Source organism: Burkholderia sp. AU15512 (assembly GCF_002223325.1).
In the GTDB taxonomy this organism is placed as follows: Bacteria; Pseudomonadota; Gammaproteobacteria; order Burkholderiales; family Burkholderiaceae; genus Burkholderia.
The window spans coordinates 1,244,979-1,258,428 of sequence record NZ_NKEX01000003.1; the positions used below are offsets into that span (position 1 = coordinate 1,244,979).

7 protein-coding genes and 2 tRNA genes are annotated in these 13,450 nt (G+C 66.4%); 1 reads left to right on the top strand and 8 read right to left on the bottom strand.

What is annotated here, in order from left to right; genetic code table 11:
* Positions 1-30: 30 nt before the first annotated feature.
* The 7 genes from CFB43_RS08430 to CFB43_RS08460 all read right to left on the bottom strand — a co-directional run bounded on the left by CFB43_RS08430 (position 31) and on the right by CFB43_RS08460 (position 6,766).
* A complete protein-coding gene (locus tag CFB43_RS08430) occupies positions 31-966 on the bottom strand; it encodes a carbohydrate kinase family protein (RefSeq protein ID WP_089495282.1) in 936 nt (311 codons plus the stop codon).
* Between the two features lie 131 nt (positions 967-1,097).
* Positions 1,098-2,042 carry an ABC transporter substrate-binding protein gene (locus tag CFB43_RS08435; protein ID WP_089425243.1) on the bottom strand — a complete coding sequence of 315 codons (945 nt, stop codon included), beginning with the start codon at positions 2,040-2,042 and terminating at the stop codon, positions 1,098-1,100.
* A gap of 82 nt (positions 2,043-2,124) precedes the next feature.
* A complete protein-coding gene (locus CFB43_RS08440; protein WP_039358899.1) occupies positions 2,125-3,162 on the bottom strand; it encodes an ABC transporter permease subunit in 1,038 nt (345 codons plus the stop codon).
* 42 nt (positions 3,163-3,204) lie between these two features.
* Entirely contained in the window at positions 3,205-4,758 is a 1,554-nt protein-coding gene (locus CFB43_RS08445; protein ID WP_089494742.1) for a sugar ABC transporter ATP-binding protein, read from the bottom strand.
* Positions 4,745-5,992, bottom strand: coding sequence for an ROK family protein (locus CFB43_RS08450; protein WP_089494743.1), 1,248 nt, complete (start codon positions 5,990-5,992; stop codon positions 4,745-4,747). Before CFB43_RS08450 ends, CFB43_RS08445 begins: the two co-directional genes overlap by 14 nt.
* Before the next feature lie 357 nt (positions 5,993-6,349).
* Positions 6,350-6,436 (bottom strand) — tRNA-Leu (locus CFB43_RS08455).
* A gap of 243 nt (positions 6,437-6,679) precedes the next feature.
* A tRNA-Leu gene (locus CFB43_RS08460) sits at positions 6,680-6,766 on the bottom strand.
* A 681-nt stretch (positions 6,767-7,447) separates the two neighbouring features.
* Between CFB43_RS08460 and CFB43_RS08465 the strand changes: the two genes are divergently transcribed.
* On the top strand, positions 7,448-9,745 hold the full coding sequence (locus CFB43_RS08465) for a CHASE2 and HATPase_c domain-containing protein (protein ID WP_256989951.1): 2,298 nt from the start codon (positions 7,448-7,450) through the stop codon (positions 9,743-9,745).
* Positions 9,746-10,417: 672 nt separating this feature from the next.
* Here the strand turns inward: CFB43_RS08465 and CFB43_RS08470 are convergent.
* Positions 10,418-13,348 carry a glycosyl hydrolase family 18 protein gene (locus CFB43_RS08470; RefSeq protein WP_089494745.1) on the bottom strand — a complete coding sequence of 977 codons (2,931 nt, stop codon included), beginning with the start codon at positions 13,346-13,348 and terminating at the stop codon, positions 10,418-10,420.
* Between the last annotated feature and the right edge of the window lie 102 nt (positions 13,349-13,450).

Sequence of the window (13,450 nt, forward strand, 5' to 3'; positions counted from 1 at the left end):
GGCGGCGCGGGGGCGCCGCGCCGGTGAGTGCTATGGCGACACTGCGGCGTCGGCGGAACGATCGATCATGTCGGTCACTTCCGCCGCCGTCGGCGCATAGGCGCCTGCCTGTGCACAGGCGACCGCCGCACAGGCGGCTGCGTAGCGCAGATGCTCGGCGGCGGATGCATCGGGACGCGCGAGCTGGCTCGCGAGCCAGCCGCCGATGCTCGCATCGCCGCAACCGACGGTGTCGGCCACGTCGGTCGGGAACGCGGGCTGGAACAGCACGAGGTCGCGATGCAGGAGCTGCATGCCGGATGCGCCGCGCGTGACGAGCATCGCGGCGTCCGGCGCCCACGCGCGCAGTTGCGCGAGCGCGGCGGCTTCATCGAGTTCGGGAAACAGCCCGCGCAGATCCTCGTCGGATACCTTGATCCAGTCGGCGAGCCCGGCCAGCCGGCGCAGCGTGTCGCGATACGACGGCGCGGCCATCGGTGCGCGGAAGTTCGGGTCGAACGAGATCCGCTTGCCGGCCGCCCGCGCAGCTTGCGCCACGTCGATCAGGCGCGACGCGAGCGGCTCGCGCACGACACCGAGCGAACCGACGTGCACGATCTCGGCCGCGTCGAGTGCGCCGGTGGGCAGGTCCGCCGGATCGAACGCGAGATCGGCGCTGTTCTCGCCGATGAAGAAGTAGTGGGGCGGCTGCTTCGACACGACCATCGCGAGCAGCGGCGCGCGGTCGACCTGCCGGATGAAGCGCAGGTCGAGCCCCGCGTCGGCGCTCTTGCGCATCAGCTCGTCGCCGAAGGTGTCGCGGCTGACCGTGCCGGCGAAGGCCGTCGGCACGCCGAGTCGCGCACCGACGCGCGCGACGTTCCAGCATGAGCCGCCGGCGACGCTATGCCAGTGCTGGTCGTCGTCGCGGATGAAATCGGTCAGTGCTTCGCCGAATACGATCAGGCGGGGAAACGTCGTCGTCATGTCGAAACCTTGTGCCGCGGTGGTGTGCGCGGCGATGCAGCGATTGATCTGAAAAGGCGGGCAGTGCGGGCCGTCGCATGCAGCGACGCAGTCCGGCACTGCCCGGTAGCGCGAGCGGACGGGGGGCGCGATCAGCGCGGGGTGCTCCAGCCCTTGTAGCTCTTCACGTTGTCGCGCGTGATGAGCGTCGGCTCGATCAGGATCATCGGATTGGCCGGCTTCTGGCCGTTCATGATGCCGTAGCCGACGTTGACGGCCTGCTGCGCCATCGCCCACGGGTCCTGGCTCGATGACGCCTGCACGAGCGTATTCGACTTGAGCGCGACCTCGATATCGGGCGCGCCGTCGACCGACGTGATCACGATGTTCGGGCGGTTCAGCTGTTTCGCGGCGAGATCGCTGCCGATCGCCTGCGGGTCGTTGATCGTGAACACCGCATCGAGCTTCGGAAAGCGCGTCAGGTAGCCCTGCATCGCGTTCATCCCGCCTTCACGCGAGCCCTTGCCGTCCTGGTCGCTCGACAGCACCTTGATGCCGGCGCTTTTCGCGAGCACGGTCTTGCAGCCGTTGACGCGATCGATCACGGCCGACACCTGCGGGCCGTTCTCGATGATCACGTTGCCCTTGCCGTTGAGTTTCTTCGCGATGTAGTCGCATGCCAGCTCGCCGGCCTTCACGTTGTTGGTCTGCACGGTCGCGTTCGCGCCGGCCGCGGCGACGTCGACCGCGACGACCGTGATGCCGGCCGCCTGCGCCTTCTTCACCGCCGGCTCGATCGCCTTCGGATCGGTCGCGTTGAGCAGGATCATGTCGACGTGCGCGGAGATGAAGTTGTCGATCTGCGTGAACTGCTTGTTCAGGTCGTAGTCGGCCGACACGGCCGTGACCTTCGCATTCGGGTTGATCTGCCTGGCGCGTGCCTCGGCGCCCTTGACGATCGTGACGAAGTACGGGTTGCCGAGCGACCCGACCGTGACGCCGATCGATTTGAGCGGCTTGTCGGCCGCGTGCGCGGCGGAAGCGCCGAAGGCGAGTGCGCAGGCGACGGCGGTCAGGGCGGCTTTGTGCTTGAACATGTCGTGGTGTCTCCGTGAAGTGGCTTGGCGGGCGGGCGCAGGGATCGGCCTGCGCCGCCAGGTTGAATGGACGGGCAGGGGCTCAGGTGCGCGCCGAATCGCGCTGGCGGTAGCGGTCGAGCGCGACGGCGCCGATGATCACGAGCCCCTTGATGATGTATTGCCAGATGTCGGACACGCCGAGCAGCACGAGCCCGTTGGTCAGCACCGCGATGATCAGTGCGCCGATCAGCGTGCCGACGATCGAGCCGACGCCGCCGACGAAGCTCGTGCCGCCGAGGATCACCGCGGCGATCGCGTCGAGTTCGTACGACTGGCCGAGCTGCAGGCCATTGGCCGCATAGAGCCGTGCGGCCGACATCACCGCGCCGAGGCCGGCGAGCAGCCCCGACGCCGCATACACGAACAGCTGGATCGCCCGCACGTTGATGCCCGACAGGCGGGCGGCTTCCGGATTGCCGCCGACCGAATAGATGCGCATCCCGAGCACCGTGCGGCGCAGGATGAACCACGAGATCGCGATCACCGCGCACGCGATCACGACGAGCCACGGCACGCCGAGGATCGTGCCGTTGCCGATGAACGCGAACGGCAACTGCGGATTGAACACGGTCGTGTCGTTGCCGATCAGGCGCGCGACGCCGCGCACGGCGGTCATCGCGCCGAGCGTGACGATGAACGGCGGCAGGCGCAGGAACGAGATCAGGCCGCCGTTGATCGCGCCGAACACGAGGCCGACGAGGAGCGCGAACGGCACGCCGAGCCAGCCCCAGCCCGGGATGGTCGACGCGAGCAGCGCCGCGACGGCCGCGGCGGCGAGCACCGAGCCGACCGATAGGTCGATGCCGCCCGTCAGGATCACGAAGGTCATGCCGGCGGCGAGCACGATGTTGATCGACGCCTGCTGCGTGACGATCGACAGGTTCTGCAGCGTGAAGAAACCGTCGGTCAGGAAGCCGAAGCCGATGCACAGGACCAGCAGCACCGGCAGCATGCCGGCGGTGCGGATCAGCGACTGCATGCGGGCGCGTTGATCGGCGCCGCGCAACAGCGGCGTACGGGTGGCCACCGGCTGGGCCGTCGCGGAAGCGAGGTTCCGCTGCTTGGTCGGGTTGATCATTTCGGTAACCTGGATGTAAGAAGGAAATGAAAAGGGCGAGGCTCAGTACGCGTCGGCGAGTTCGGCCTGCGAGCCGGTGGCGAGCGCGATGATGGCTTCCTGCGTGATGGGCGTCTGCGTGTAGCCGCCGAGTTCGCCGGCGATCTCGCCTTCGCGCATCACGAGCACGCGGTCGGCGACACCGATGATCTCCGGCAGCTCGCTCGAGATCACGATCACGCCCACGCCGGCCCGGGCCAGTTCGTTGATGATCCGGTAGATCTCGGATTTCGCGCCGATGTCAACGCCGCGTGTCGGCTCGTCGAGGATCAGCACGCGCGGCTTCGTTTCGAGCAGGCGCGACAGCAGCACTTTCTGCTGGTTGCCGCCGGACAGCGCGCCGACGTTGACGTTCGCGTTCGGCACGCGGATCGACAGCGACGCAATGGCGTCCCGCGCGCGTTCGGCGCCGCGCGCGAGATCGAGGGCACCGAGCCGCGCATCGCGGTTGCAGACCGAGATGTTGATGTTGTCGCGCACGCTCATGTCGAGGAACAGGCCCTGGCGCTTGCGGTCTTCGGTCAGGTAGACGAGGCCCGCGTCGATCGCGTCGCGCGGCGAGTGCGCGCCGAACGTGCGTTCGCCCACCTTCACGTCGCCGCGCACACGTGGTTCGGCGCCGAAGATCAGCCGCGCGAGTTCGGTGCGGCCTGCGCCGACGAGACCCGCGATGCCGAGCACTTCGCCGGCGTGCAGGTCGAGGCTGCAGCCGCGCACGCGTGCGCCGTCGGCGATGTCGCGGACCGACAGCAGCAGGTGGCCGGGGTCGTACGGTGCGTGTTCCTTCTTGTAGAAGCCCGAGATGTCGCGGCCGACCATCATCGCGACGAGGCGCTCGGCCGACAGCGATGCGCGTTCGAGCGTGCCGACGTATGCGCCGTCGCGCAGCACCGACACGCGGTCGGACAGCTCGTAGATCTCCGCCATACGGTGGCTGATGTAGATGATCGCGAGACCTTCCTCGCGCAACTGGCGGATCAGGCGGAACAGGTGCTCGGTTTCGCGCGACGACAGCGGCGTGGTCGGCTCGTCCATCACGAGGATGCGTGCGCGGGTGTGCACGGCGCGTGCGATCTCGACGAGTTGCTGCTCCGCGATCGACAGCGTGTCGACGAGCGTGTCGGGCCCGAACGATGCGCCCAGGCGCGCGAGCACGTCCTCGCAGCCGCGCGCCATCGCCGCGCGGTCGATCGTGCCCCAGCGCCGGTTGCCGCGCCGCAGTTCGCGGCCGATGTAGATATTTTCCGCGACGGTGAGGTTCGGCGACAGGCACAGTTCCTGGTAGATCACCGCGACGCCTGCATCGCGCGCGGCAAGTGGGCCGTCGATGTCGATGCGGGCGCCGTCGATCAGGATCTCGCCGCCGGCGTCGGCACGGTAGGCGCCCGACAGGATCTTCATCAGCGTCGATTTGCCTGCGCCGTTTTCGCCCATCAGCGAATGGATCTCGCCGGGATAGACGGTCAGGCTGACGTTGTCGAGCGCACGCACGGCCGGGAACGTCTTGCTGATCCCGCGCATCTCGAGCAACGGGCGGGGCGACTCAGATCGCGACATGGTTGACCTCCTGCGAGTCGGTGCGGGCGCCCTTGAGGATGCCGGCCCGCGGGGAGAAGTTGAAGAACATCGGCAGCGTGGCCGCGCCGATCGCACCGGCGTCGGCGCCGAACGTGCCGCGTACGAGCACCGGCGTGCCGCGCGCTTCGGGCGCGGTGGCCACGAGCGCGGCGCGCAGGCGCGTCGTGACCGCGTCGAGCAGGCCCGCGTCGGTATCGGCGTCGAGCACGACCACCGGCGCGTCGACCACGCACAGCACCGCGCGCAATGCCGGCGCCAGCGCGTCGACGCAATCGTCGATCCATTCGTCGACGGCGGGCAGGCCGCGGGCGATGCACGCTTCGAGATCGGCCCGGTTGTCGACCGTTTCACCGTGATGGCGCAGATGGCGCACCAGCGCATGCAGCGATGCACGCGCGAGCAGGATGTCCCACGGGCCGCGTGGCGGCGGCGCGGAAGCCAGCCGGCTCGGCGGCACGGGAATCACGGCGATGTCGCCTGCATTGCCGGTCACGCCGCGCAGGCAGTCGCCGTCGATCGCGATGCCGCCGCCGATGGCCGGCCCGATGAACAGGTAGACGAAGTCGTCGCACTGCCGGCCGTATCCGTAGAACAGCTCAGCGATCGCGGCTGCGTTGCCGTCGTTTTCGCCGAACACCGGAAGCGACAACGTGCGACCGAGGTCGGCCGCGAAATCGACGTCCTCCCACGCGCGGAACGTGTCGGGTGCGAGGCCCAGCTCGCGCATCCACGCGCCGAGGTTGTACGGCTGCGCGACGCCGATGCCGGTCAGGCGGGCGCGCTCGTGGTCGGGGAGCAGGGCCTGCATCGCGTCGATGTCGTGGCGGACGATCTCGAGCACGTCGGCGGGCGGCGGCAGCAGCGTGTCGTGCGAGCGGCGGCCAAGCACGTCGCCCGCGAAGTTGACGAGGGCCGTTTCGATGCGCATGCGGTCGAGATGGACGCCGATGCCGAACGCACCGCTCGGATCGAGGCGGATCAGCGAGGCCGGCTGGCCGCGCTGGCCTTCGGTGCGGCCCGCGAATTCGATCAGCTTCGCATCGGCGAGCGACGCGATGATGCTGCCGACTGCCGTTCCCGTCATGCTCGCGAGGCGGGCGAGGTCGGCCTTCGACGCGCTGCCTGCGCGGCGCAGCGTCTTCAGCAGCAGGCGCTCGTTGTAACGGCGCACGTTGGCCGAGTTGCTTCCCTGGCCGAAGTGCGGGCTTCTCATGGCGTCTCCTTCCATGGTGCGCTGTCCGGCAGCGCATTAAATAAATCACGTTGATTTATTTAACCGCGCGCACGTCGGCGTGTCAGCCTAGGGAAATCCCGGTTTCGGTGGAGGCGGGACGGTGGTGCGGGGGTGTTCGAAATCGGGGATGGATCGCGGAGATCGAGAAAGTCGGGCGCAGAGTGGTTTGTGGGGCGATCCGAGCGCGTCGCGCCGGGTTGTTGCGGGATCATGCCCTTAGGGCTCGCTGGCACCGGTGTGCAAAGCCAAAGCGACTGGTTTGCTCTCTGGGATGGGGGTGTTTTCGGTGCCGGAAATGAAAAAAGGCCGGCTAGAAGCCGACCTTTTTAAAACAGATGGTGCCCAGGAGAGGACTCGAACCTCCACGATGTTGCCACCGCTAGGACCTGAACCTAGTGCGTCTACCAATTCCGCCACCTGGGCACGTTTCGCTTGTTGCTGCATCGCGAAAGAACGCAATTATAGCGTGTCCGAAGGGGCTGTCAACACAATTTCAGGTCGCGAACGAAAATAATTGAGCACGCTGTTCGGTCGGGCAAAAGAGGGGGGGAGGCGGGCATGCGAGCCGCTTGCATGTGCGACGACGCCATCTTGCGACAGGCGCGTATTTTCGCGCGCCGGAAATGAAAAAAGGCCGGCTAGAAGCCGACCTTTTTATAAAACAGATGGTGCCCAGGAGAGGACTCGAACCTCCACGATGTTGCCACCGCTAGGACCTGAACCTAGTGCGTCTACCAATTCCGCCACCTGGGCACGTTTCGCTTGTTGCTGCATCGCGAAAGAACGCAATTATAGCGTGTCCGAAGGGACTGTCAACACAATTTCATCGAAAGCGATGAAAAGTGTTCACGTCGAACGGTCCGCCACACACTGGCCGGCGCCGGCCAGTCCCGCTGCGAAAATTCAGCCCGACGCCGGCTTCGTCTCGACGCGCGTCGGCAAACCATTCGGTCGGGAAAAACGTGGTGCGAAATTTCCCGCCGTTCATCAAAGTTTGGCAGGATCGCTTCACGGGTGAACAACCTGGGGCGAACAACCGCATTGTCTGCACGAACTCACCCGGGATCGAAGGTTCCGAACGGCGCGCACCGGCACGGTATCGACGCGTCCTGACGACCGTCCGGATGGCAAAAATTAAGACAAGTCCGAAACGAAATAGAAACCATATGGGACAAGGTCTAATTGGACCCGGTGCCTAATAAAAATCGAGATAGTTCCGGCAACATGGCGACATTGGAACCCGCGGCAGCATGCCGTGCGGTTGCCTGTTGAGGGACCCGGGGCCGCCTGAGCGAGTGTCGTGTGGCGGGATCGAGAGCGCGACGAAAAATGTGGCCAAGGCCGCAACCATGCAGGAAGTGCGCGGCTGCAACGAACTCGGGCGAACAAAACAAAAACGTGGACCAAACCATGCCTGACTGGCTCAATCGAGTCTTGAAAACTGCAACATCCGTTCGACCTGCCGTATGGCCGCTCACGGCCGGCGCGGTCCTGCTGGCCGTGCTCAGTTGCACGCCGACCGCCGAGGCGTTGCTGTCGCCGCTCGACCGTTTGTACTGGAACCTGGTGGTGACCGGCGTCGATCACGGGGGGCGTGACGAGGTCGTCGTCATCTCGATCGACAAGAAGACGATCGCCGAACTCGGCAGCGGCGAAAGCTATGCGCGGACGTCCCATGCGCAGGTGCTCGATCGGCTGGGTGCCGCCGCGAGTGTCGTGCTCGACATGACGATGTTCAGCGCGGCGTCCGGCGATCGGGCGCTGGCGGGCGCGATCGCGCGGCAAGGGCACGTCGTGCTGCCTGCCCACGTATCGCAGGAGGCCACACGTGCCGACACCGTGCTGTTGCCCGAGGCGCGCTTGCGCGCCGCGGCCGCGGCCATCGGCCAGCGCAGCGTGATGCTGGGCAGCGACCATCTGGTGCAGGGCATCGTGCCTTATATTCACGCGGACAACGCGGAGGCGGAACTGCCGCACGTGGCGCTGGAGGCGATTCGCGTGGCGGGCGCGTCGCTCCCGGCCGGCGACGTGCGTCACCAGGTGCAGGACCACGTGTCGAATCTGGGGCATGTCGAGACCGGTTCGCTCGCGCTGTTCCTGCCGGCGCGCTTCGACCTCGATCGCTATTCATACGTCGACGTGCTGAAAGGGCGCATTCCCGAGTCGGCATGGCGCGGTCGCATCGTCTTCATCGGCGACGCGATGTCGGACCTTTCCGGTGTGTACGACCTGTCGACGTCGGAAGGGGGGCGGCTGCGGCGCGTCGAGGTCGATGCACTGGTGACCCAGGCGCTGCTCGATGGCCGCATTCTGCGGCGCGAGCCGGCGGCGATCCAGGTTGGCGTCAGCGTCGCGGTCGCGACGGGGATGCTGCTGATCTGCATGCTGGTGCCGGGCTGGCGCATGTACGCAGTCGCGATCGCGTGGATGGCCACGTTCGTCTCCGTCTCGCTGGTGCTGCTGGTGCATTGGTCGTACTGGATGCCGCTCGGCCCGATGTTTGCCGTGTGCGCGCTGATTTTCGCGTTCTGCGGCTGGCGGCGTGCCGGCAGCCTGCGGACGTTCATGCTGAAGGAATACGGGCTGCTGCACCGGCTGGCCGGCAAGCATGCGTTCGCCGGCGTGCCGCACGCGGCGGGCGCCGATACCGAGCTGCCGAGCGCGGACGAAGTCGAGATCGCGATGCAGCATATTCGCGCCTGGCAGACGGCCTATGTCGACATGATCGAGACGTTGCCGTATCCGATCTTCGTCGAACAGCACGGCCGGCTGCTGCTGTGCAATGCGGGTGGCCGCGCGATGCTGGAGACGTTCGACACCGACGGTGACCGCGACGCGGCCGTCCGGCACGTGCTGTCGCTCGCGCACGACGAAGTGCAGATCGCGAAGGCGAGCGGCAAGATCCACTCGGCGGAGCTGACGCTGAACGGGCGCACGCAGATGATGATGGTGACGCCGTTCGGCGACGGCGAGCAGCATCGTTCCACGGCGAGCATGATCTGCTTCGTCGATATCCACAACATCAAGGCCGCGGTCGAAAGCGACCGGCTGACGCTGCGACACATGGCGCACGACCTGCGCAATCCGCTGTCGACCGTGCTGTCGCTGCTCGAGGAGCGCAACCGCGCCGACGGCGCGACCGACGAGGATTTCCTGACGGACCTGCACAAGCTGGTGGACTACAGCCTGCGCGTCGCACAGGATTTCACGCAGCTGTCGCGCGCCGAGCATCTCGACACCCGCGCCTACGTGGCCGTGTCCGCCAACGATCTGGCGACGGAGGCGGTCGATCATCTGTGGCACAGCGCGAATGCGAAGCGGATCCGCGTCGAAGGCCCGCATTACGAGGGCGACGACGTGTTCGTGTCCGGCAATCGCGACATGCTGCTGCGTGCGCTGACCAATCTGCTCGACAACGCGATCAAGTACTCGGACGAGGATACGGTGGTCGACGTGTGGATCGCTGCCGACGATCGGCAGGTGACGATGACGGTGCAGGATCAGGGGATCGGCATCCCCGCCGACGCGCTGCCGCGCCTGTTCGAGCCGTTCTTTCAGGTCGACGGCTCGCACCGCGACGCCAGCCGCGGCGTTGGCCTCGGCTTGCCGTTCGTGAAGGCCGTGGTCGTGCGCCATGGCGGCTCGATCGACGTGACGTCGACGCCGGGGCAGGGCAGCCGCTTCATCGTGCGCTTGCCGAGAGCCGCTGCGGAAACGCTCGAAGACGCGTGAGCTGCGCCGGGCCGCAACGGTAGTGCGGCCGCCAGCTTCGTCGAGGTCGGGTAGAGATTGAACCGGATGGATGGAAAGCCGGACCCTGTATCGCACAGGGCCCGGCTTTTTTGCGTTCGGGCCTGGCGCGTGTCGCGACACGGCGGATGACGAGACCGGCGCGCCTGTCGGCGCTTCGGACTGCGTGACGATCGAGCCGTCCCGGGGCGATGCCGACCTGACGAGACTTGCGGATGGAGGCTCGTCGCCGAGAACCGCGCGATAGCGGACAGTGCGGCGATGGCTTGCCACGTCGACACGAGAGACGAAGGCGCGGGGGCCGCGTGTCGTCTTCCGACGCGGAACTGGCGTCAAGCAGGACTTCGATCCTGCGGGCGCGGCGCGACCCCGGACGCGAAGCTGAGGGAAGGTCGAGGAAGCCATCGACACGACGCGATGACACCGGGGCGACGCCGGTCCTGGCGTTTGCGGTCCGCGTATTCCTTGCGCATCGCCCGCACCTTCCCAACCGTCCCGCCCGCAGCGTTGCGGATGCCCATCCGCCAACCGACACCCAAACGAAAACGCCCTCGCGCGAGGCGAGGGCGATATCGGCATCAGCCGTTGTGCGTCGGAAGACGCGGGTTCGGATTGACCGGGGCGCCGCGCTGGCGCCGCCGGTCGGACCGGGCATTACTCCTTGTGTTCATCCCATGCCTGGTCCCACGCGGTGCCCTTGCCCGGCTCGTACGCCCAGGATGCCATCGAACACCAGTTGGTGTACGGGAACGGCTTGCAACGGAACAGCTTGCCGTTATTGGAAACGATGTCGCCCGCGTTGTACTTCGTGCCTTCCTTGTACTGCGGGTGGTTGCCACCGCTGCCGCCACCTTCGCCGCCGCCGTTGCCACCGTTACCACCGCCGCTTTCGCCACCGCCGCCTTCGCCGCCGTTACCGCCGCCGCCGCTGCCGCCGTCGTTGCCGTAGAGCGTCCACGCGTCGTTCCACGCGAAGCCCTTGCCCGGCTCATACGCCGTCGGCGCGCCCGAGCACCAGCCGCTGTTCGGGAACGGCTTGCACTGGTAAAGCTTGCCGAGGTTCGACACGATGTCGCCCGCGTTGTACTGCGTACCGGCCTTGTACGCAGGGTACTTGCCGCCTTCGCCGCCACCGTTGCCACCGTTGCCGCCGCCTTCGCCGCCGTTACCGCCGCCCGCATCCTTGGCCTTCACGAGGACGGTGTGCTTCGCGGTGCTCGACAGCTTGCCGTCGCTGACCGTGACCGAGAACGTGAACGACTGGTCCTTCGCGAGCGTGGGTGCGGTGAAGTTCAGCTTCGCGCCGGCCGGCGTCGCCTGGATGCCGGTCGGGACGTTCCATTTGAAGCTCAGCTTGTCGCCGTCCGGATCGGTCGATTTCTCTGCCGACAGCACGACAGCCTGGCCGGCTTCAGCCGTTGCCGGGCCGCCGAGTTGCGCGATCGGCGGGTGGTTTTCCGCCGGCGGCGGTTCCACGGCCGTGTCGGCCTTGGCGGTCACGACGACTTGCGCGCTGTCCTTCAGGCCGGCCGGATCGGTGACCGTCACGCGGAACGTGTACTTCGTGTCCTGCTTGACCGACGGAATGTCGACGCTTGCCTTCGCGCTCGTCGCGTTGGCGAGCTGCAGCGGCGCGCCGGCGACCTGGTCCCACTTGTAGGTCAGCTTGTCGCCGTCCGGATCGCGCGACTTCGATGCGTCGAGCGTGACCGTCGCCGGACCGGTGACGGTCATGGCGGCACCGGCGTTCGCGATCGGCGGATGGTTTTCCGCGCCGCCGCCTTCATTGCCGTGGCCGAGGCCCTTGTGCATCGCATTCAGGATGTCGCCGTTGTCCGAGTCGATTTCCCACGAGAACAGGCCGCCTAGCTGGTGGGCGCGCACGTAGTCGCCCTTCGCGAGAACGGAGCGCTCGTCGTCGAAGGTGAGGAGTTCGCCGGTGCTCTTGTTGAATACGTACGGTGCTTCGGCCGTCTGGTCGTAGTGGTACTCGTAGCCGTTGATGCCGGCGTTGTTCGGCCCGATCATCTCCGCCTTGAGTTTCTTGTAGTCGAGGATGCCCGGCTCCCACTGGCCCTTGTGCGCACCCGTCGCCGTGCCGGTGAACGGATTGCCGTCGGCATAGCCGTGTACGCCGGTCCAGCCGCGGGCATAGGCCGCCGCGCCGACCACGAGCTTCTTCGGATCGACGCCCTGCGCGAGCAGCGCCTTGATCGAATTGTGCGTCGTGTACGCGGTGTCCGGCTTCCAGCCCGGTGCATACAGCGCGGTCTGGTGGCCGAGTTCCTTCAGGCTGAACGCACCGTAGAAGTCGTACGTCATATCGAAGATGTAGTCCATGTACTTCGTGGCTTCCTTGTAGTTCACCACGTCGATCTTGTCCTTGCCCGCGCCGATCGCCGACGTCAGTTCGTACGTCCGGCCGGTTTCCTGCGACAGCTTGTCGAGCATCTGCCGCAGTTCCTTCATCAGCGTCACGTACAGCGGGCCGTCCTTCACCGGATCGCCGAGCGACGGGTTCACACCCTTGCCGCCGGGGAATTCCCAGTCGATGTCGACGCCGTCGAAGAACTTCCACGTGCGCAGCAGCTGCTCTGTCGAGTCGACGAACACCTTGCGCTTCGCCGGGTCATGCAGCTTGAAGAACGGATCGGACAGCGTCCAGCCGCCGATCGACGGCAGGATCTTCATGTTCGGGTTGCGTTTCTTCGCGGCCATCATCTGGCCGAGCACGCCCTTGAGCTTCGAGTTCGCGGTCTGGCCCGGCAATGCCTTGGCCATTTCACCGTAGGTGTCGTGGATCGCGACGCTGAAGTCGGGCAGGCCCTTGCAGCTCTGCTGAAGCGTGTTGAACGAGCCTGGCAGGTCCTTCGCGAGCGAGGCGTTCACGTCCGCGCCGCCGCAGATCGGGATGAAGCCGTACAGCATGTGCGTGAGGTTCTCGACCGGCACGTTGTCGACGTTGAACTTGCGGTCGTAGATCGACCAGGTCGCGAAGTACGTGCCGACCACCGAGCCGGACGTGTTCGCGTACGGCTTGTGGTTCTTGCTCGCGTTGTTCGGCAGATCGTCGGCGAGCTCGGGAATCGTGTCGAACACGACCACGTCGAGCGGTGCGCTGTCGGTCGCCGCGCCGTTCGCGTCGATCACGCGCACCTGCATCTTCTTCACGCCGGGCGTCTTCACGTTCGCGACCACCTGGCCGCTCTGCGTGCCGCCGGGCGTCATCTTCACTTCGGACGTGGCGTCGACGACGCCGTCGACCAGCGCGACCGCCTTCACCGCGGTGCCGTTGCTCCAGATGTCGAACGGCAGCGGCACGTCGACCTTCTTGTTCAGCTTGACGATGTCCTTGTACGGCGCGACGCCTGCCTTCTGCATGTCGATTTCGACGAAGCCGTGCGGCTGCGAGGTGATTTCGTACTGTTTCAGGCTGGGTTTGCCGGGGGCGGCGAACGCGGCGTTGGCAAAGCTGAGTGCGCTGGCCGCGGCGAGTGCCGCATAGGCGATGTGCGTGCGGCGCAGCGAGCGGCGTCGAACCACGAGATCAAGAGTCGGTTTCTTCGAATTCAATTTGATAGCCATCCATCCTGGTGTTGAAAAAAAGTGTCGCGAATGCCAGCGCATTTTTCTTCGTGGAGGGTGGGGCGGCAACGAATCTCAATGCAATCTAAACGCGGGCGGCTC